Genomic DNA, 19,769 nt, shown 5'->3' with positions numbered 1-19,769 from the left:
CTTCGGACAGCCTGAAACGATCGATGAAAAGCAGCACAAAAAAGCATGTGGTTTCATGATCGTTTTCTGGAATCTCACCCCCCGAAGACCGAAAACTTGAAGGAAAACAGGCAGGTCTCCTGGCTTGTGCCTTAAAACCTCTCAAGCGCCTTCCCATCCGGTGGACAGTGGCCTTTTTGCTTGATCGTCAGCACGTACAGTTGCGGGGACAGCTCCGGATTACAACCGGATTCCCTATTAAACCGCAAAAAAATGCGGTACCTGTTGTTCCTATGGATTATGTAACGGATAGTATCTTTTATAGCATACTCTCTTTCTCAATTGCAAGACTAATCCCATCATTCAGACAGATTAAACTTCCCGCCATTCACCAGATGCCGGATCCTGCCTCCATTTGTCGAGCTTTTTTAAATCCTCTCTGCTGATCCTGTTTTCTTCTTCTGCGATCATGATCAGTGTCGAATAATCGGTTAATGTGCAGTAAGGGAGCCCTGCTTTTCTAAAGTTTTCTTCGGCGGCTTTAAATCCGTATGTAAAAATAGCCGCTGCTCCGAGCACTTCCGCGCCTGCCTGCTGAAGTGAATGTGCAGTATGGATCGAGCTTCCTCCTGTTGAAATCAAATCTTCAATGACGACTGCCCTGTCCCCGGGACCTGCTTTCCCTTCGATTACATTCCCTTTGCCGTGGCCTTTCGCACTGCTTCGGACGTAGCACATCGGGAGTCCCAGAATATCGCTTACGAGTGCAGCATGGGCGATGCCGGCTGTAGCCGTACCGGCAATAAGGGTCGCGTCCGGAAAATCCCGGCGCACAAGAGCGGCCAGACCTTCAGCGATCATTTTTCGCACAACCGGGTAGGACAGGGTCAAACGGTTATCACAATATATAGGAGACAGCATCCCGCTCGACCACGTAAAAGGATCATTCGGCTTCAGTGAGACGGCTTCAATCTCTAGCAGTGAAGCGGCAATAGCGTTTTTCATATCCGTACACTCTCCCATTCTTTTAGCATTTCCGTATATGCTTTCAGAGAATCTTCTTTTCCGGTGATGCTTCTTCCTGAAACCACATGGTCTGCAAGCTCGCGTCTCGCAAGCTCCGGAGTCGCGGTGCGCGCCTGGTCTCCCGCCGGATCCCCCGGAAGACGGATTCCCGGTGTAACGGTTAAAAAGGACGGGCCGCAGGCAGCTTTCACTGTCCTGGATTCCTGCACGCTGCACACCACGCCATCCAGACCGGCATCCCGGACCAACTTCGCATAGCTGATGACCGTTTCTTCCATGCTTTTTTCAATCAAAAGCTCTCGGCGGAGCATATCCGGAGGCGTGCTCGTCAGCTGGGTCACTCCTATGAGCTTCGGACGGCTGCATCCGGCCGGTGTCCCGGCCTCAAGCCCCTCAAGAGCTGCCTCCATCATCGCCCTGCCGCCTGCAGCATGGACATTCAGCAGATCAGGGTTAAGAGAAGCAAGGACTTTCATCGCCTTTTTGACTGTATTCGGAATATCATGAAGCTTAAGATCAAGAAAAAGATGATGCCCCTCTGACTTCAGCATGTCTGCAATGCCCGGTCCTTCTTTATAAAACAGTTCCATCCCTACTTTTACATACAGTTTCTGTCCGCCCATTCCGGCCAGAAACTTCTTCGTATCGGTTATACTGTCAAAATCAAGTGCGATAATGATAGGCTGCTTCATCCTCATGGCTCCTTCCTATGCATTCACGGATGTGGCTGTACCCGTATTTCTTTAATACAGACGGAAGCTCATCAATAATTTCCAAACAGATGAATGGATTGACAAAGTTGGCTGTTCCTACAGCAGCTGCACTCGCACCGGCAAAAAGAAATTCAAGCACATCCTCCGCAGATTGGATGCCCCCCATCCCAATGATAGGGATGGATACGGCTCTGCTTACTTCATGGATCATCCGGATGGCGACCGGTTTGATGGCAGGACCGGATAATCCGCCTGTCTTATTGGCAAGCACCGGCTTTCCCGTTCTCAAGTCAATGCGCATTCCAAGGAGGGTATTGATCATGGTCAGTCCATCCGCTCCGGCCTGTTCAACCGCCATGGCGATTTCCGTAATGCTTGTAACGTTAGGCGAAAGCTTCACATATACAGGCACGGAAGAAACCCGTTTTACCGCCTTCGTCAGTTCTCCGGCCATCACAGGATCCGTACCGAATGCGATTCCGCCTGTTTTAACGTTTGGACAGGAGATATTCAGCTCCAGCGCAGACGTGTTCGGAGCTGCACTGATCTCTTCCGCCACTCTTACATAATCTTCTATCCTCGATCCTGCTATATTGGCGATGACCGGTACATCATATTGCTCCAATGCAGTAAGCTCTTCAGCAAGGATCTTATCAAGACCAGGGTTCTGCAATCCGATCGCATTCAGCATGCCTGACGGCGTCTCTGCCACCCTTGGTGTTTCATTTCCAAATCTCGCCTCCGGTGTGGCAGCTTTGATCATAATCGCCCCGAGCCTGTTCAAATCGTATAAACCGGCGAATTCTTTCCCGAACCCGAAGCAGCCTGAAGCGGGCATGACCGGGTTTTTGAGGCTCAGTCCCGGCAGTTCGATATTCAGCATGACAGCACCACCTCTCCTGCTTTAAAGACCGGCCCGTCGCTGCAGACCTTCCTGTATCCATCCGGGTCTCCCGGAACATGGCAGACACATGCAAAGCAGGCTCCAATCCCGCAGCCCATCCGTTCTTCAAGAGACAGATAAACTTCCTTTTCCGGAAAGCGCATTTCAAGCGCCTTCAGCATTTGAACCGGTCCGCAGGCATACAGGGTATCAAAGTTGAGGCGGAACAAATCGATGATATCCGTGACAAACCCTTTTGTACCGGTACTTCCGTCGACTGTAGATACGAACGTTTCTCCTATGGCTTCAAATTCTTTTTCATAAAACACAGAACTCTTCGTATCAAAGCCGAGGACATGGACCGGCTCTGCCCCCAGTGCCTTCAGCTTCAGCGAAAGGCCGTACAGGGGAGGAACACCGATTCCTCCGCCTGCGAGCAGGACCTTCCTCCCTTTTAAGGAATCATCTGCAGGGAACCCGTTCCCGAGAGGGCCGATGACATCCACCCGCTCTCCCTGTTTTCGCGCTGCCAAAAGAGCGGTTCCTTCCCCGCCTCTTCTGTAGATCAGTGTGATCGTTCCGGCAGCTGCATCGGCGCGGGCGATGCTGACCGGCCTTCTCAGCAGCGGGACTGCAGCATCGGACACCTTCACGTGAACAAACTGTCCGGGCCTTTTGATTTCAGCAGCGAGATCTCCCTGGAAGGTAAGCTCAAAAATATCCCTCGCGATCTCGCGGTGTGAGACGATAAGCAGCTTTTCTTTGCGGATCATAACAGCACGGCCTCCCTCCCAGGATTCAGCTCCTGCATCGCTTCCGTTGAGAAGCTCATCGACTCAAGAACTCTCAAGATCGCTTTTGCGGTATCCAGAGAAGTCAGACAGGGAACCCCGTTCTCCACAGATTCACGGCGGATTTTAAACCCGTCCCTTTCAGGCTGTTTGCCCCTTGTCAAAGTATTGATGACAAACTGCGCTTCACCGCTCCGGATTACATCCAGAAGGTTCGGCTGTTCGCTGATTTTGTTTACAACTTTTGCCGGGATTCCTGCTTCTCTCAAATAGTCGGCTGTTCCGCTTGTCGCAAGGATCTGATAGCCGATCCTGCTGAAGCGGCGCGCGATTTCTGTGCCTTCCGTCTTATCTTTATCAGCCACAGTGAGCAGAACAGATCCGTATTTATGAATCTGGATACCGGAAGCGACAAGTCCTTTATAGAGCGCTTTTTCAAGCGTCGCATCTTTCCCCATTACTTCTCCTGTCGATTTCATTTCAGGACCGAGCGTGATATCAACCATCCTGAGCTTTGCAAATGAGAAGACAGGCACTTTTACATAGACTCCCGCTTTTTCTTCGGCAAGACCTGTTTTGTATCCCATGTCAGCAAGCTTTTTGCCGAGTACTGCTTTTGCTGCCAGGTTCGCCATTGGAATTCCGGTAATTTTGCTCAGGAATGGAACCGTTCTGCTTGATCTCGGGTTAACCTCCAGAACATACACGCGCTGATCGGAAATGACGAATTGGATATTGAGCAGCCCGGAGATATTCAACCCTTTTGCAAGAGCAATCGTGTATTCTGTAATTTTCTGTTTACAGTCCTCTGTAAGGGTTTGCGGAGGGTAGACAGCGATCGAGTCACCGGAGTGGACTCCCGCTCTTTCAATATGCTCCATAATGCCCGGAATCACGACTGTCTCTCCGTCACAGATCGCATCGACTTCAATCTCTTTGCCTGTCAGGTATTTATCGATCAGCACCGGATGAGCCGGGTTCACTTTTACCGCATTCTCCATATAGTGCAGCAGTTCTTCTTCCCTGTATACGATTTCCATCGCTCGGCCGCCCAGTACATAGGACGGTCTGACAAGAACCGGATAGCCGATGTCCCCGGCGATCAGTGCTGCCTCTTTTGCAGAAAAGGCGGTTCTCCCAAGCGGCTGGGGAATGCCAAGCTCCTGAAGAGTCTTTTCAAATTTGTCCCGGTTTTCTGCCCGGTCCAGATCCTCAAGGGAAGTACCCAGAATTTTGACCCCTCTCGCAGACAGTTCATCCGCTAGATTGATGGCCGTCTGGCCTCCGAACTGAACAACGACCCCTTCAGGCTTTTCCAGTTCAATCACATGCATGACGTCTTCCGCTGTCAAAGGCTCAAAGTAGAGCTTGTCAGAAATGCTGAAGTCCGTTGATACGGTCTCAGGATTGTTGTTGATGATGACCGCCTCATACCCTGCTTCTTTTATCGCCCATACAGAATGAACGGTAGCGTAATCGAATTCTACCCCCTGGCCGATGCGGATCGGTCCGGAACCGAGAACAAGCACACTCTTCCGGGGCGTGACCACTGATTCGTTTTCTTCTTCATATGTTCCATAAAAATAGGGGGTGGCTGACTCGAATTCTGCCGCGCACGTGTCCACCATTTTGTAAACCGGCATGAGCCGCGACTGCTTCCGGAACTCATATACTTCCCGCTCAGCCGTATTCCAGAGGTCAGCGACCGCCTGATCAGAAAAACCGTTCCGTTTCACTTCCTGAAGCACGTTCAGATCAAATGGGTTCTCTGCTGTTTTTTTCTCCAGCGCAATGATTCCTGCAAGTTTATTCAGGAAAAAGAGATCGATGCTGCTCCATTCATGCAGGGTGTCCGTTGTGGTGCCTCTCCTTAATGCTTCAGCCAGGTAAAAGAGGCGCTCATCTCCTGCTTTGCGGATTCTTTTTTCGATATGCCGGTCATCATGCCGGGCTGCATTTTTCAGCTGCAGATGGCACACCTCCGCTTCAAGGGACCGGACTGCCTTCAGAAGGGATTCCTCAAAGGACCGGCCGATGGCCATCACTTCTCCGGTGGCCTTCATCTGGGTGCCGAGCCAGCGGTTTGCCGATTCGAATTTATCAAACGGCCAGCGCGGAATTTTCGTTACGATATAGTCAAGGGCCGGTTCAAAGCATGCATAGGTTTTGCCTGTTACCGGATTCATCATCTCATCGAGAGTCAGGCCAATCGCAATCTTTGCTGCCAGCTTGGCGATCGGGTAGCCGGTCGCCTTTGAAGCGAGGGCAGATGACCGGCTGACGCGCGGATTCACTTCTATGATGTAATATTGAAAGCTGTCAGGATCCAGTGCCAGCTGGACATTGCAGCCGCCTTCGATCCCGAGGGCACGGATAATTTTCAGTGAAACATTTCGCAGCAGCTGGTATTCCCTGTCGCTCAGAGTCTGGGAAGGTGCCACCACGATGCTGTCCCCTGTATGGATCCCGACTGGATCGAAATTCTCCATATTACAGACCACGATCGCATGATCTCCGCTGTCTCTCATCACTTCATATTCGATTTCCTTGAAACCGGCAATGCTTTTTTCAAGCAGGCACTGAGTGACCGGACTGGATTTTAATCCGAACGCGACTGTTTCAGCGAGTTCCTCTTCATTGCTGCAGATGCCGCCGCCTGTTCCTCCGAGCGTAAAGGCAGGTCTTACGATAATCGGATAGCCGATTTTCTCTGCGAACACAAATGCTTCGCTGACCGTATGGACAATCTCACTGTCAGGAACCGGCTCATTCAGTTCATTCATAAGCTTCCTGAACAAGTCCCGGTCCTCCGCTTTCTGAATGGCTTCAAGACTTGTTCCAAGAATTTCGACTCCGCATTCAGTAAGAACCCCGGAATCTGCAAGCTCGACTGCCAGGTTAAGGCCCGTCTGTCCTCCAAGTGTCGGCACGAGTGCGTCCGGCCGCTCTTTGCGGATAATACTGCTGACAAATTCAGCTGTCAGCGGTTCAATATAAACTTTATCTGCAATTTCCGTATCCGTCATAATTGTAGCCGGATTTGAATTGACAAGGATCACTTCATATCCTTCTTCTTTCAGGGCAATGCACGCCTGGGTGCCTGCATAGTCAAACTCCGCTGCCTGTCCGATCACAATCGGTCCAGACCCGATCACAAGAATTCTTTTGATGTCTAAACGCTTTGGCATAACTGTTCCCCCGCCTTTCCAGCTGATTCAATACGCTCCATGAATTGGTCGAATAACCCGTTCGCGTCCTCCGGTCCTGGTGATGCTTCCGGATGATACTGTACAGTGAAAGCAGACAGCTCTTTATGCTCCAAGCCTTCGATTGTATGATCGTTTAACGCAAGATGAGTGACAATCAGATCCGTTCCATCCAGGCTGTCTTCCTTGACGGTATAGCCGTGGTTTTGAGACGTGATGGCCACTTTGCCCGTCTTTACATCTTTGACCGGATGGTTCGATCCCCTGTGTCCGAACTTCATTTTTTCCGTGTCCGCGCCGCATGCGAGAGCAAACAGCTGGTGCCCCAGACAGATCCCGAACAGCGGCACCTTTCCAAGCACCCCTTTGATCATCTCTATCGCCTCCGGCACATCCTTTGGATCCCCGGGCCCGTTTGACAGCATGATACCGTCAGGGTTCAGCTGAAGAATTTCTTCTGCGGAAGTATGATACGGGACCACGACCACATCACAATGCCTCTTGTTCAGTTCCCTTAGAATGCCGTGCTTCATGCCGAAGTCAGCCAGGACCACTCTCTTCCCTCTTCCCGGGCTTGCGTAGGGAGTCCGTGCGGAAACCCGCTCGACCTGGTTTACAGGAAGCCTGACGGCACGCAATTTTTCGGCCATTTCTTTAGGATCGGTGTCACCTGCACATAGAGCGCCTTTCAGCGAACCATGGCTGCGGATGATTCTCGTCAGCTTTCTTGTATCAATGCCTGCGAGTCCCGGAATGTTTTTCATTTTTAAATACTCATCCAGGGAATATTCGCTCCTCCAATTTGAAGGGTATGCAGCATGTTCTTTAACAATCAGTCCTCCCGCAAAAGGGGTGATGCTCTCAAAATCGTCCCGGTTGATACCATAATTTCCGATAAGCGGGTAGGTCATCGTGACGATTTGGCCGCAATAGGAAGGATCAGAGAGTATTTCCTGATAACCCGTCATGCCGGTGTTAAACACAATCTCTCCTATGGATTCTCTTTCACTTCCAAAACCTGTCCCGGTAAATACGGTTCCGTCTTCCAATATGAGCATTCTTTTCATACTGAAACTCCCCTTTCATCAAAAATAATTTTTCCTGCTGCGATGGTCAGAACCGGCCACCCTTTACAGCTCCAGCCGGCAAACGGTGTGTTTTTCCCTTTGGATTCAAAGTTTTCAGGATCGATTTGCTTTTCCTTCTGCAAGTCGATCAGAACGAGATCTGCATACGCCCCTTCTTCGAGCCGTCCGTAAGGCAGTGCAAAGGCTTTTGCGGGGAGAAAGGTGAGCCATGCAATAAGCTGTTCAAGCGTTGCTTTTCCTTTTAACACCAGCTCGGTATACAGCAGCGGGAACGCTGTCTCTAGGCCGGTAATACCAAATGGGGCAGAGGCCATCCCTTCCGCTTTTTCCTCAAGTGTGTGCGGTGCATGATCGGTGGCGATAAAATCGATTGTTCCATCCAAAAGCCCTTCCAGCAGTGCATCCCGGTCTTCTTTTGCCCGTAAAGGCGGATTCATTTTAAAATTCGGATCAAGGCCCGGTATGTCCTCTTCACACAGGATAAGATGATGGGGAGTGACCTCCGCAGTGACTCTTATTCCCGCCCGCTTCGCATCCCGGACTGTGCGGACCGACTCTTTCGTGCTGATATGGCAGACGTGGTAGTGGCATCCCGCAGCCTCTGCCAGCAGAACATCTCGCGCAATATGTACAGACTCACAAACAGAAGGAATGCCGTTCAATCCATTCTTTTCCGAGTAAGAACCTTCGTGAACAGCTCCTTTATTGATGAGGGAATGTTCCTCGCAATGTGCAACGATGCTCATCCCTGCCCGCGCTGCATTTTTCATCGCCTGCAGCATCATTCCTGCTTCTTGAACCCCGACGCCATCATCCGTAAAGGCAAACGCTCCGGCTTCTTTCAGTTCGGAAAAATCGGTCAGCTTCTTTCCAGCCTCCCGTTCTGTAATCGAGGCGTAAGGCAGAACGCGGACGAGCGCATCCTTTTCAATCCTTTCCACCAAAGACTCCAAATGCTCCTTCGTGTCAGGAACGGGTCTTGTATTCGGCATGGCCGCAATGGTGGTGAATCCGCCTTTTGCTGCCGCCTTTGTACCGGTTGCAATCGTTTCTTTATGTTCTCCGCCGGGCTCTCTCAAGTGAACATGCAGATCGGTCAGACCGGCTGAAAGAAAGCAGCCGGAGGCATCGATTTCCTTTATGCCCGGCAGCTGGATTTTTTCCTGTATCCGTGCAATTTTCCCGTTCTCAATGAGGAGATCTCTTGTAACCCTATCTCCCTCAGGTGATAGAATCTCTGCATTTTTAAGAATATAAGACATGCTCGTTCTCTCCCTTTTTCTCTGAATTACGGGTAAGTGCCCGTGTGAGGACGGCCATTCGGATGTAAACTCCGTTTTCCATCTGTTTAAAAATTCTGGAGCGGCTGCACTCCACCAGGCTGTCATCTATTTCAACTCCCCTGTTGATCGGGGCTGGATGAAGAATGATGGCGTCCTTCTTCATCCGGTTCTCTCTCCTGCGTGTCAGACCGTATTCTTCAAGGTAACCCGCTGTACCGCCCATCCCGGATGAGTGGCGTTCATGCTGAATACGGAGCAGCATGACGGCATCAGACTTCTCCATCGCCTCATCCACCGGCGTATACGCGCCGAACGGATTGGCGTCGTCCTGCCATTCCGGCGGTCCTGAAAACAGGACTTCTGCTCCGAGCCTCGTGAGCGTCTCTGCATTGGAGCGCGCTACCCGGCTGTGGCGGATATCTCCATGGATGCTGATCTTAAGCCCTTCAAAGCGGCCGAACTCCTCATAAATTGTCATTAAATCCAGCAGCGACTGCGTAGGGTGCTGGCCGCAGCCGTCCCCTGCATTAATGATTGGAATCGAAACGCGGTCCGCCAGTTCCTCGTAAAACCGTTCCTGCGGATGCCGGATAACCGCAGCATTCGCTCCGATTGCCTCCAGCGTGCGGACGGTATCATAAAGGGATTCTCCCTTCAGCACACTGGAAGCTTCTGCCTGAAAATTCAGCACATGCATCCCCAGTCTTTTTTCAGCTGCCTCAAAGCTGAACCTCGTTCTTGTGCTTGGCTCAAAAAACAAATTGGCAGCGAATACCGGCGAAAGGCAGGGCTCAGGAAGCTTCCCGGATTTGAAGGCACGCGCCTCTTCAATCAACTTCATAATCTCCTCATCTGCAAGACCGGCCATCGTTAACAAATGCTTCATCTTCCGTTCCCCCTCTTTCGTTTCAGCTGAAATCTTACTGTAAAAGAAAAGCACCCTGAACAGCTCATTCAGGGTGCTGGAAACAAGGGTGGCTGACTCCGCCATCCTTACACCCTTGCGGATCTCTCTGGATCCGCTTAAAAGGTATGTGTATTCAGGAAACTGCGCTTGACTGGCCAGACCGGCCTTCTTTATGCGCATTTTTTTGTTTGGACTCGCTGCCCGGGAGCACCAGATTCAGGACAACTCCGATGATGGCTGCAAGCGCCATCCCGTGAAGCTCGAAGCTGTTGCCGATTTTGATGACTGCCCCTCCGATTCCGATGACAAGAATAACCGAAGAGATGATCAGGCTCCGTTTATCCCCCAGGTCAATCTTGCTGTCAATCATCATTCTTAATCCGGATGAAGCGATGATCCCGAAGAGAAGAATCGATACTCCGCCCATCACAGGTGTCGGGATGCTGCTGATCAGTGCTGAAATCTTTCCAATGAAACCGAACGCGATCGCGAGGACCGCAGCCCCTCCGAGGATAAAGACGCTGTATACTCTCGTGATGGCCAAAACGCCGATATTTTCTCCATACGTTGTATTGGGCGGACCGCCTAAAAGGGCCGCTGCAAATGTCGCCAGTCCGTCTCCCATAATGGACCTGTGGAGGCCGGGATTTTGGACAAGATCACGGTCTACTACGCTGCTCAGCACCATCTGGTGACCGATATGCTCTGAAAGGGTTACGAGGGCAACCGGTGCCATGAGGAGGAAGATTTGCCAGGAAAACTCAGGCTGATAATCCAGAAACGGCATAGTGAAATTCGGCATTTCAAGAAACTTTGCGTTTGCAACTTTGCTGAAATCGACAATGCCGATCGCAAGTGAGTAAAGGTAGCCCGATGCAATTCCGATCAAGACCGGAATCAGGTTGAAAAATCCTTTAATGTAAACCGAGAAGATGATGGTGACAGATAGCGTTACGAGCGCTGCCGATAAATGGAGCAGGCTGTAGTCGCCTGCAGGATTATTGGTCGCCATTTGGACAGCAGTGCCTGCAAGTCCGAGTCCGATTACGATAATGACAGGTCCGACGACCACCGGCGGAAGAAGCCTCAGGATCCAGCGGTGGCCGGTGGCTTTAATGATCAGGGCTACTGCTGCGTATACCGCCCCTGCCATCATGCTGCCGACCATCGCCGCACCGGGACCGCCGCCAGTCTGGGCTGCAATAAGCGGTGCGATAAAGGCGAAGGATGAGCCAAGGTAGGCAGGAACCCGGAACTTAGTGATCAAGAGAAAGATCAGTGTTCCGATACCGCTTGAGATCAATGCGACGGAAGGATCCATTTTGACAAGAAACGGCACAAGAATCGTTGCCCCGAACATCGCGAATAAGTGCTGAAAACTTAAGGTGAGCCAGACAGCCGGCTTCGGCTTTTCGTTTATATCGAGTATGATTTTTTCATTCATCGTTCTAACTCCTCCTTATATAAAAAAGACCTCTTTGCCGGGAAGCAAAGAGGTGCGCAGAAATACAGGCAGCCTGTTGGTAAGGACGCTGTATTCTGTTCTCTTTGCCGTCTCTCGGGACAGCTTTAAAAAGAACGCTCTATTCGTTTTCGTAAATGGAAACCTGGTCCAGTTCATCTACTTCATTCATTTCGACCACAATCTTCTCAGAGCCCGAAGTCGGAATGTTCTTTCCGACAAAATCTGCCCGGATCGGAAGCTCACGGTGGCCCCTGTCCACAAGAACGGCCAGCTGTATGGCAGCAGGTCTGCCGATATCCACCAGAGCATCCATCGCTGCCCGGACTGTTCGGCCCGTATAAAGAACATCATCTACAAGGATGATTTTTTTATCTTGAATCGGTTCAGGCAAATCCGTCCCTCTTACAAGAGGCTCCTGACTGTCAGTTTTCTTAGTTAGATCATCCCTGTAAAGGGTGATATCGAGCTCACCGATCGGAATATCCCGGCCCTCGATCTGGCGGATCCGCTCGGCCAGTCTATCAGCAATGTAGATCCCTCTTGTCTTGATGCCGACGAGCAGACAATCTTCGATTCCCTTATTCCGCTCAATAATTTCATGGGCGATCCTTGTAAGGGCTCTTCTGATTGCCTGATCGTCCAGTACAACCGCTTTTTTTGCCATGCAGGGCGCCTCCTCATCTTAAGCCAAAAATAAAGCCCTCTTATCCTGCAGGGATAAGAGGGCATAGTGATTCCATGATCAAATAAGCCGTATCCTTCCCAGCCTCGCAGGACTGAATTTAAAGGTTCTATTCAACTACAGATATTATGGCAAACACCGCTTTATCTGTCAATCCCTATTTTTCAAGAACAGTAAGCAGACTGCTGAAATACTCGGGAAGCGGTGCTTCAAACTCAAGATATTCTCCAGTGCGGGGATGATCAAAACCCAATATGCCGGCATGAAGAGCCTGGCCGCCAATGTTGAGCGTTTTTCTCGGTCCGTATTTTGGATCCCCGGCGAGCGGGAAGCCGATGTATTTCATATGCACCCGGATCTGATGCGTTCTGCCCGTTTCCAGCTGGCATTCAACAAGGGTAAAATCCTTAAAGCGGTCAAGTACAGTAAAGTGCGTGACTGCATCTCTGCTGTTTTCCCGTGTTACAGTCATGCTCTGCCGGTCCTGTTTGTCCCTGCCGATCGGTGCATTCACCGTTCCCTGGTCGTGGGGAATGTTTCCGTGTACGAGAGCACGGTACCGGCGTGTGACGGACTTCTCCACGAGCTGTGAGACAAGTGATTCATGAGCAAGATCATTTTTAGCAACCATCAGCAGCCCGGATGTGTCTTTATCGATCCTGTGGACGATTCCCGGTCTCATGACTCCATTTATGCCTGACAGGTCTTTGCAGTGTGCCATCAGGCCGTTAACGAGCGTTCCTGTCAAATGACCTGGAGCAGGATGGACAACCATCCCTTTTGGCTTGTTCACGACAAGAACGTCACTGTCCTCGTAGAGAACTTCAAGGTTCATTTCTTCCGCTTTGATATCCAGTTCTTCCGGTTCCGGAATTTCAACCGTGACCAGATCCCCATCGGCACCCTTATAATTCGTTTTAATAGGCTGGCCGTTAACAAGAACGAGTCCGCTTTTGATGAGAGACTGAATATGGGTACGGGACCAGTCTTCATTTAATGTGCTCAATGTTTTGTCAAGCCTGTCCCCGGCCTGTTCTATTTGAATCGTAAATTCTTTGATGTCCATTACAAGGTTTGCCCCTCTTTTTTCTCATTTTTGCCGTCAAGCAGCATTTGGATAAACAGCAGCGCAACCCCTATGCATAACGCGGAGTCTGCGATGTTAAAGATCGGAAAATTGTATGAAAAGATAATGGTCTGAACAAAATCGACGACCTTCTGATGAAGCACACGGTCAATAAAGTTGCCGATCGCCCCGCCAAGCATCAGTCCGAGAGCAGTCCCGAGGAGGCCTGCTTTCGTAACAAACTTCTGAATATAGTAGATGAGCGCTGCCATCACAATCACTGTGACAATATAGAAAAACCACATTTGTCCTTGCAGAATTCCCCAGGCAGCCCCTTCATTACGGTGAGATGTGATATAAAAGAACCCTTCGATCACCGGAATCTGTTCGCCGATTTCCAAATTTTGAACGACCAGCCATTTTGTCAGCTGGTCCAGAATAATCACCGCTATTGCAATTATGTAACTTACTGCACGCACACATGTTCCTCCAGCCATTCAATTTAGATACAATGAATTTTATCATAAAAAAAAGAAAAGAGTAAGGAATAGCAGAAAAAACCGTCCTGACGGAACGGTTTCAGTATATTTCCTCGTAATCGTATCCGCTGTAATGATGATTTTCCGCAGCAGCAAAAGGAAGCGCCTTTCTTTCATACTGATCTTTGAAAGAGAAATCATGAAGACAGCGGGCCGTCGGCAAGTACTTCAAGCTCTCGAGCGGCAGTGCCTGGCCCGTCTCCTCGCAGATCCCGTACATCCCGCTGTTCATCTTGTTCAGGGCATGCTCCACATCATGCAGCTCCTCCTTCACATGCACGAGAAGGGTTTCCATCGTCCCGCCCGAGCTGCTGTCATAAAAGGAATGACTGAACAATCGTTCCCTAAGCTCCTCCCGCATTAATTCAAGCTCTTTTCGGATCTCAAAAAAATCAGTGGCCAATGCGGATCAACTCCTGCTGTAAGGTTTGTAAAAGTAGTTTGTCCGAAGCTCCTGGCTTCACCCTGTTCAGTTTTTTCCACAGATGGATGAGGAGAAAATGGGGAGAAGCAGCCGGGAAACTAAAGTTGGTGCCAGTTGGTGCGGTGGCTGGGTGTGTTGGTTGCTTTGGCTGGTGCGCTTACTCTTGTTTGCTTTGGCTGCTAGGTGCCCTGTGCTTGCACCGTGCACTGCTCTGACCCCAGCCGCTTTAAAGCAGCGGGGGAACAGGCAAGTGAGGCTTGAACACTTGCCAGCCAAGGAGTTACCGGAACAGGGGACGGAGGTTTAGTGCTTTAGCGAATGTGGGGTCAGTGCAGCATATAGTGGATATCCTAAAAAAACCGGCCCGCCATTATGCGGAACCGGTTTACAACGATCATTCGTTCGTTGCGTATTCTCTTTTTACAATTTCAGCACATCTCTTGCAAAGTCCAGGGTGTTCGGAGTCTGTGCCTACTTCAGGTGTAACGATCCAGCAGCGTTCGCACGTTTCGCCTTCTGCCGATTCAACTTTGATTTTCACACTGCCGAATGCCTGAGCTTCTGCAGGTGCACTCTCGAGGTCCCCGCCGAGCTCGAAGCCTGAAACGATAAAGAGCTGTTTCAAGTCTTCTTCAACCGACTCCAGAAGCGCTTTGGCTTTCTGGTCAGGATAGAGAGTGATTTTGGCCGTCAGGGATTTCCCGATGACTTTTTCATTCCTTGCAGCTTCAAGTGCTTTCAGAACATCATCCCGCAAGCCCATGAATGCATCCCATTTTTCTTCAAGTGCTGCTGCATCCGCGATGGAAGAGCTCTCCGGCATATCTGTAAGCTGCACACTTTCTGCCTGTTCAGATTGAATCTGCTCCCATACTTCATCTGCCGTATGCGGGAGAATCGGAGCCGTAAGCTTTACAAGAGCAAGCAGCGTCTGATGCAGAACGGTCTGAATCGCACGGCGGTCACGATGGTCTTTCCCCTCGATGTAAAGGACATCTTTTGCAAAATCAAGATAGAAGGAGCTGAGCTCGATCGTACAGAAGTTGTGCACAGCATGGTAGATGACAGCGAATTCGTAGTCATCGTATGCCTTTTTCACTTTGTCGATCAGCTTGTTCAGCTTCACGAGCATGTAGCGGTCCACGTCCCTTAATTCGCTCCACTCTACTGCATCAGACGGCATAAAATCATCCAGATTACCAAGCAGGAAGCGGAACGTGTTGCGGATCTTGCGGTACACTTCGGCAACTTGCTTCAGGATGGCATCGGATACCCGGACATCCGCCTGGTAGTCTACAGATGCTACCCACAGGCGCAGGATGTCTCCGCCAAGCTGGTTCATAACCTTCGCAGGTACAACCGTGTTTCCAAGCGACTTGCTCATCTTGCGTCCTTGTCCGTCCAGTGCAAAACCATGGCTCAGAACGCCTTTGTATGGTGCTTTGCCGGTCACTGCCACTCCTGTTGAAAGACTGGAGTTGAACCAGCCGCGGTATTGGTCAGATCCTTCAAGATACAGATCAGCCGGGCGCTGCAGATCTTCGCGCTCATGAAGAACTGCCTGGTGGGACGAACCGGAATCAAACCAAACGTCCATAATATCCATCTCACGCGTGAATGTGCCGTTCGGGCTTCCTTCATGGCTGAACCCTTCAGGAAGAAGGTCTTTCGTCTCACGTTCGAACCAGATATTCGACCCGTGCTCACGGAACAGAGCGGATACATGGCTGATCGTTTCATCCGAAATGATCGGCTCGCCGTTTTCCGCATAAAATACCGGAATCGGCACACCCCATGCACGCTGTCTGGAAATGCACCAGTCGCCCCGGTCGCGGACCATGTTATAAAGACGGGTTTCTCCCCAGGCAGGAACCCATTTAGTTTCCTTGACTGCTTCTAGAAGCTCTGATCTGAAATCCTTGATCGAAGCAAACCACTGGGCAGTCGCACGGAAGATTACCGGTTTTTTTGTTCTCCAGTCATGAGGATAGGAGTGTGTAAAGAAGGCAAGCTTTAAAAGGGCTCCTTTTTCCTGAAGCTGTTCGGTGATCGGTTTGTTCGCTTCATCGTAGAAAAGACCTTCAAAGCCCGGAGCTTCTTTTGTCATCACTCCTTTTTCGTCTACAGGGCAGAGTACTTCAAGACCATACTGCTGTCCGACTAAGAAGTCATCCTCCCCGTGGCCGGGTGCTGTGTGGACACACCCTGTACCCGCATCCGTTGTAACATGCTCTCCAAGCATGACAAGCGACTCCCTGTCATAAAGCGGGTGTTTGGCCGTGATGCGGTCCATGTCTTTTCCTTTAACCGTGCGCACTGTCTCGTATTCTTCCCAGTCAAGCTCTTTCGCTGCTGCTGACAGCAAGTCAGTAGCCAGGACGAATTTTTCCCCGTTGGCACGGACGACACTGTATTCAAGATCCGGATGAACAGAAATTCCGAGGTTAGCCGGGATGGTCCACGGAGTCGTCGTCCAGATCACGATCTTTTCATCCTGCTCCAGCACGCCTTTTCCATCCTTTACTTCAAAGCCAACATAGATGGACGCTGATTTTTTGTCCTGATATTCGATTTCCGCTTCTGCCAGCGCAGATTCACTGGACGGAGACCAGTAGACCGGCTTCAGGCCTTTGTAGATGTAGCCCTTTTTCGCCATCTCGCCGAACACGAGAATTTGCTGTGCCTCATATTCCGGTGTCATCGTGACATACGGATTTTCCCAGTCGCCTCTTACCCCAAGACGCTTAAACTGTTCACGCTGCCCCTCGATCTGAGTCCATGCATATTCCTCACACAGCTTCCTGAATTCTGCTACAGACATTTCTTTGCGGTTCACTTTTTTGTTTTTCGTCAGTGCTGTTTCGATCGGCAGTCCGTGCGTATCCCATCCCGGGACATACGGAGCGCTGAATCCGCTCATGGATTTATAGCGGACGATGAAATCCTTCAGGATCTTATTCATGGCATGGCCCATATGAATATCACCGTTTGCATAAGGAGGTCCGTCATGAAGGATGAACAGCGGGCGGTCCTTTGTATGCTCCTGGACCTTGTTGTAGATCTTCATGTTCTCCCATTTTTCCTGCATTTCAGGCTCGCGCTTCGGCAGGTTCCCGCGCATCGGGAATTCTGTTTTGGGCATAAGCAGCGTATTTTTATAATCCATTTCTTTTTCCTCCTAATGTTTACCGATTTCAGTCCTGATCAGAACGGGCAGGCGATTTTTTAAAAAAATACAAAAAGCCCCCTCATCCCGGAAAGGGACGAGAAGGCTTGCTTCACGCGGTACCACCCTTATAGATGCGAATAAAGCATCCACTTCAGCATTCGTATCGTGAATGAGACGCCTTGCCCTACTGTGATTCAGGCAGGAACTCGAGGGTGATGTTCATCTGAGGTCTTAACCCGGGCTTTCACCGTCCCCGGTTCGCTATCATTAAGACGGACTCAGGCTACTGTCCCTGTCATCGCCGAAATATATGGATTGTGTGCTCAAATTATATGGTATTCCCTATAGAAAAGTCAAGAACGGTAACGATCGTCCTCTTCACCAGCGTACACCGGCTCTGCTTCATACTCGAGCAGATGATCCCAGTCATCGTTTTTAAGCAGGTCAAGCTGTGCTTCGATCAGCATCTGGAAACGGGTGCGGAACACTTTTGACTGCTTCTTCAGCTCTTCAATATCCATAGCGATCTTTCTGGATTTTGAAAGGGACTCATTAATGATCCGGTCAGCGTTCTTCTCAGCTTCCTTAATGATCAGTTTTGCTTCTTTCTGGGCATTGCGCTTTACTTCTTCTGCAGTTTCCTGTGCAATTAGAATAGATTTATTGAGTGTTTCTTCGATTACAGTATAATGGCTCAGCTTATCTTCCATTTCTGAAACCCTGTTCTCATATTCCTTTTTTTCACGAAGCACCATCTCATAATCTTTTATGACCTGGTCAAGAAATTCATTTACTTCATCTTCATCATAACCGCGGAATCCCTTATTGAATTCCTTGTTATGAATATCAAGCGGTGTTAAAGGCACGAACGGCCACCTCCATATGTATCGGTATGCTTCTGTTTCCTATTATAATTCATAATTCGTCACGTATGGGGCAAATCCTCCAAAATAACCAATTATTTTTGCCTTCCGTATGTCAGCCTGAGTTTATCCTTTTTCGTTCTGCCGTTAATCCCGGATATTTTGCTTCTTCCGTACCCCCGTACTGAGAGGACATCCCCCTCCCTGCACTCCATGGAGCCCTGTTCGGCGATGCGCCAGTTCACTTTGACATGTCCGGCCTGGATCAGGGGCAGAACCTTCGGCCGGGAAAGCTGATAGATGGCTGACAGGACCGCATCCAGTCTGAGTGAACTTACTGTTGCAGAAAATTCATTCCACTCTTCCACTTTTTCGTATACCTCTGCAAGGCTGATCTGCTCCAGTTCAACTTTTGTTTTGCCGATTTCAGTCAGCTGCAGTCTTAAAAAGTCATCCATTTCAGCAGCAGCCACAATCTGGATCCCGCCGTTTTCGATCAGGATATCGCCGTACTTAGCCCGTTTCAGTCCAATTGACATCAATGATCCCAGGACATGCCTGTGCTCGATTGTCACGAACTTGGAAGGGTAAACGACCTTGAATACACTTAAACTGAAGTCTTCGGCTTCAGGCTTCATATAGTCAGGGTAAATGAGTGCCCTCTTTCTCTCCGCATGTTCTGCTCCTCCGTGAAATGCAGCTCTCACTTCCTTCTGCTCTCCAATTACAGAACGGAGGATTTCCTGCTCCCTTGGATCCAGAAAATCAGTAAGGCGGGGGCTGTATGAGGTTTCAGCAAACTCTTTCCATTCCAGGACCTTCTCAATGAAACCTCTCTCTTCTTCTCTGAAATGCTGGTATAAATCTGTCATTTTCATCACCATTTTTCAATTCTCCGCAGCCTGGTTCAGCCGGGGATTACCTTACAAAAATAAAAAAAGGGACATGTTGTCCCGAATTTTCAAACGATCATCCGATATAGTGCCCAAACGCCGCCTTGAGCAAGATTCAGCACAAGAATCGCAGCGATTGGAGAAAGATCAATCATTCCAAGCGACGGGATGATTCTGCGGAACGGCTCCAGAAATGGTTCGGCAACCGAAGCCAGAATCTGTCCGAATCTGCTTTCTCTAGCATTGGGAAACCATGACATCAAAATATAAATGATGATGGCGTATGAGTATACTTGAAGTAAAGAAGCCACTACTGAAAAAACCAAATTCATCGTCCATTACCACCTTTGGGGTTCATCTTCAATTGCCAGTTCGGAAATCGTGCCTGATACATCGACGTTATCAGGTGTGCAGAGAAAAATATTCAAGCCGATTTTTTGAATATCTCCGCCAATAGCATATACGGTTCCGCTTAAAAAATCTACTATGCGTTTTGCCTGGTCATGCTGGATCCGCTGAAGATTGACGACGATCGCCCGCCGGTTTTTAAGCTGATCTGCTATATCCTGCGCCTCTGAGTACGCTCTTGGCTCGCACAAAACCACTTTAGATGATTTTTGAACACTTTGCAAACTTACCACATTTTGTTTGCCTTCCCTGCGGGGAGCCTGCTGTTCGGAAGCGGGGTAGGATTCTTCTTCCTCGTAGACGCGTTCCTCTGTATATTCATATTCTTCCTCATCAAGAGCAAAAAAGTTCTTAAACCGGTTTTTTATGCTCATCTTTTACACC

Annotated in this window: 18 protein-coding genes, 1 riboswitch and 1 other annotated feature; all 18 genes read right to left on the bottom strand. The window is 49.8% G+C overall.

Going from position 1 to position 19,769, the window contains the following annotated elements; all coding sequences use genetic code 11:
- Positions 1-92 precede the first annotated feature (92 nt).
- Positions 93-280: riboswitch (cobalamin riboswitch) on the bottom strand.
- 71 nt (positions 281-351) lie between these two features.
- The 18 genes from pyrE to GKZ89_RS04465 all read right to left on the bottom strand — a co-directional run bounded on the left by pyrE (position 352) and on the right by GKZ89_RS04465 (position 19,759).
- The gene (gene pyrE, locus GKZ89_RS04550) at positions 352-984 is read right to left on the bottom strand and encodes an orotate phosphoribosyltransferase (protein ID WP_155111210.1); all 633 of its coding nucleotides are present in this window, start codon (positions 982-984) and stop codon (positions 352-354) included.
- Complete coding sequence (pyrF, locus tag GKZ89_RS04545) at positions 981-1,697, bottom strand: orotidine-5'-phosphate decarboxylase (protein ID WP_155111209.1); 717 nt, start codon at positions 1,695-1,697, stop codon at positions 981-983. The genes pyrE and pyrF overlap by 4 nt, the downstream gene beginning before the upstream one ends.
- Positions 1,669-2,601 carry a dihydroorotate dehydrogenase gene (locus GKZ89_RS04540; RefSeq protein ID WP_155111208.1) on the bottom strand — a complete coding sequence of 311 codons (933 nt, stop codon included), beginning with the start codon at positions 2,599-2,601 and terminating at the stop codon, positions 1,669-1,671. The genes pyrF and GKZ89_RS04540 overlap by 29 nt, the downstream gene beginning before the upstream one ends.
- Complete coding sequence (locus GKZ89_RS04535) at positions 2,595-3,374, bottom strand: dihydroorotate dehydrogenase electron transfer subunit (protein ID WP_155111207.1); 780 nt, start codon at positions 3,372-3,374, stop codon at positions 2,595-2,597. The genes GKZ89_RS04540 and GKZ89_RS04535 overlap by 7 nt, the downstream gene beginning before the upstream one ends.
- Positions 3,371-6,580 (bottom strand): carbamoyl-phosphate synthase large subunit, encoded by a 3,210-nt coding sequence (gene carB, locus GKZ89_RS04530; protein ID WP_155111206.1) that lies wholly within the window; start codon positions 6,578-6,580, stop codon positions 3,371-3,373. The genes GKZ89_RS04535 and carB overlap by 4 nt, the downstream gene beginning before the upstream one ends.
- Positions 6,565-7,665 carry a carbamoyl phosphate synthase small subunit gene (locus GKZ89_RS04525; protein ID WP_155111205.1) on the bottom strand — a complete coding sequence of 367 codons (1,101 nt, stop codon included), beginning with the start codon at positions 7,663-7,665 and terminating at the stop codon, positions 6,565-6,567. The genes carB and GKZ89_RS04525 overlap by 16 nt, the downstream gene beginning before the upstream one ends.
- On the bottom strand, positions 7,662-8,948 hold the full coding sequence (pyrC, locus tag GKZ89_RS04520) for a dihydroorotase (RefSeq protein ID WP_155111204.1): 1,287 nt from the start codon (positions 8,946-8,948) through the stop codon (positions 7,662-7,664). The genes GKZ89_RS04525 and pyrC overlap by 4 nt, the downstream gene beginning before the upstream one ends.
- On the bottom strand, positions 8,932-9,855 hold the full coding sequence (locus GKZ89_RS04515) for an aspartate carbamoyltransferase catalytic subunit (protein ID WP_155111338.1): 924 nt from the start codon (positions 9,853-9,855) through the stop codon (positions 8,932-8,934). Before GKZ89_RS04515 ends, pyrC begins: the two co-directional genes overlap by 17 nt.
- Before the next feature lie 154 nt (positions 9,856-10,009).
- On the bottom strand, positions 10,010-11,320 hold the full coding sequence (locus tag GKZ89_RS04510; RefSeq protein WP_155111203.1) for a solute carrier family 23 protein: 1,311 nt from the start codon (positions 11,318-11,320) through the stop codon (positions 10,010-10,012).
- A gap of 139 nt (positions 11,321-11,459) precedes the next feature.
- On the bottom strand, positions 11,460-12,005 hold the full coding sequence (gene pyrR / locus GKZ89_RS04505) for a bifunctional pyr operon transcriptional regulator/uracil phosphoribosyltransferase PyrR (protein ID WP_155111202.1): 546 nt from the start codon (positions 12,003-12,005) through the stop codon (positions 11,460-11,462).
- 175 nt (positions 12,006-12,180) lie between these two features.
- Positions 12,181-13,089 (bottom strand): RluA family pseudouridine synthase, encoded by a 909-nt coding sequence (locus GKZ89_RS04500; RefSeq protein WP_155111201.1) that lies wholly within the window; start codon positions 13,087-13,089, stop codon positions 12,181-12,183.
- The gene (lspA, locus tag GKZ89_RS04495; protein ID WP_338324895.1) at positions 13,089-13,568 is read right to left on the bottom strand and encodes a signal peptidase II; all 480 of its coding nucleotides are present in this window, start codon (positions 13,566-13,568) and stop codon (positions 13,089-13,091) included. The genes GKZ89_RS04500 and lspA overlap by 1 nt, the downstream gene beginning before the upstream one ends.
- A gap of 100 nt (positions 13,569-13,668) precedes the next feature.
- Entirely contained in the window at positions 13,669-14,031 is a 363-nt protein-coding gene (locus tag GKZ89_RS04490; RefSeq protein WP_241680124.1) for a TraR/DksA family transcriptional regulator, read from the bottom strand.
- A gap of 415 nt (positions 14,032-14,446) precedes the next feature.
- Positions 14,447-17,218 carry an isoleucine--tRNA ligase gene (gene ileS / locus GKZ89_RS04485; RefSeq protein WP_155111199.1) on the bottom strand — a complete coding sequence of 924 codons (2,772 nt, stop codon included), beginning with the start codon at positions 17,216-17,218 and terminating at the stop codon, positions 14,447-14,449.
- 90 nt (positions 17,219-17,308) lie between these two features.
- Positions 17,309-17,529: a binding site (T-box leader), on the bottom strand.
- Between the two features lie 45 nt (positions 17,530-17,574).
- On the bottom strand, positions 17,575-18,087 hold the full coding sequence (locus GKZ89_RS04480; RefSeq protein ID WP_162356479.1) for a DivIVA domain-containing protein: 513 nt from the start codon (positions 18,085-18,087) through the stop codon (positions 17,575-17,577).
- 92 nt (positions 18,088-18,179) lie between these two features.
- Positions 18,180-18,968, bottom strand: coding sequence for a YlmH family RNA-binding protein (locus tag GKZ89_RS04475; RefSeq protein WP_241680123.1), 789 nt, complete (start codon positions 18,966-18,968; stop codon positions 18,180-18,182).
- 77 nt (positions 18,969-19,045) lie between these two features.
- Positions 19,046-19,309, bottom strand: coding sequence for a YggT family protein (locus tag GKZ89_RS04470; protein WP_155111198.1), 264 nt, complete (start codon positions 19,307-19,309; stop codon positions 19,046-19,048).
- 6 nt (positions 19,310-19,315) lie between these two features.
- Entirely contained in the window at positions 19,316-19,759 is a 444-nt protein-coding gene (locus tag GKZ89_RS04465) for a cell division protein SepF (protein ID WP_155111197.1), read from the bottom strand.
- Between the last annotated feature and the right edge of the window lie 10 nt (positions 19,760-19,769).

Source organism: Metabacillus mangrovi, from assembly GCF_009711125.1.
GTDB classification, from domain to species: domain Bacteria; phylum Bacillota; class Bacilli; order Bacillales; family Bacillaceae; genus Metabacillus_B; species Metabacillus_B mangrovi.
Note: the sequence above shows the minus strand (reverse complement) of the source record. Positions and strands in the feature narration are given on the sequence as shown.

Coding starts and splice junctions, on each gene's coding strand:
- pyrF (WP_155111209.1), bottom strand. CDS start 1,697: ATGAAGCAGCCTATCATTATCGCACTTGATTTTGACAGTATAACCGAT.
- GKZ89_RS04510 (WP_155111203.1), bottom strand. CDS start 11,320: ATGAATGAAAAAATCATACTCGATATAAACGAAAAGCCGAAGCCGGCT.
- GKZ89_RS04465 (WP_155111197.1), bottom strand. CDS start 19,759: ATGAGCATAAAAAACCGGTTTAAGAACTTTTTTGCTCTTGATGAGGAA.
- GKZ89_RS04470 (WP_155111198.1), bottom strand. CDS start 19,309: ATGAATTTGGTTTTTTCAGTAGTGGCTTCTTTACTTCAAGTATACTCA.
- GKZ89_RS04540 (WP_155111208.1), bottom strand. CDS start 2,601: ATGCTGAATATCGAACTGCCGGGACTGAGCCTCAAAAACCCGGTCATG.
- GKZ89_RS04475 (WP_241680123.1), bottom strand. CDS start 18,968: ATGGTGATGAAAATGACAGATTTATACCAGCATTTCAGAGAAGAAGAG.
- pyrR (WP_155111202.1), bottom strand. CDS start 12,005: ATGGCAAAAAAAGCGGTTGTACTGGACGATCAGGCAATCAGAAGAGCC.
- ileS (WP_155111199.1), bottom strand. CDS start 17,218: ATGGATTATAAAAATACGCTGCTTATGCCCAAAACAGAATTCCCGATG.
- carB (WP_155111206.1), bottom strand. CDS start 6,580: ATGCCAAAGCGTTTAGACATCAAAAGAATTCTTGTGATCGGGTCTGGA.
- GKZ89_RS04515 (WP_155111338.1), bottom strand. CDS start 9,855: ATGAAGCATTTGTTAACGATGGCCGGTCTTGCAGATGAGGAGATTATG.
- pyrE (WP_155111210.1), bottom strand. CDS start 984: ATGAAAAACGCTATTGCCGCTTCACTGCTAGAGATTGAAGCCGTCTCA.
- GKZ89_RS04535 (WP_155111207.1), bottom strand. CDS start 3,374: ATGATCCGCAAAGAAAAGCTGCTTATCGTCTCACACCGCGAGATCGCG.
- GKZ89_RS04500 (WP_155111201.1), bottom strand. CDS start 13,089: ATGGACATCAAAGAATTTACGATTCAAATAGAACAGGCCGGGGACAGG.
- GKZ89_RS04525 (WP_155111205.1), bottom strand. CDS start 7,665: ATGAAAAGAATGCTCATATTGGAAGACGGAACCGTATTTACCGGGACA.
- pyrC (WP_155111204.1), bottom strand. CDS start 8,948: ATGTCTTATATTCTTAAAAATGCAGAGATTCTATCACCTGAGGGAGAT.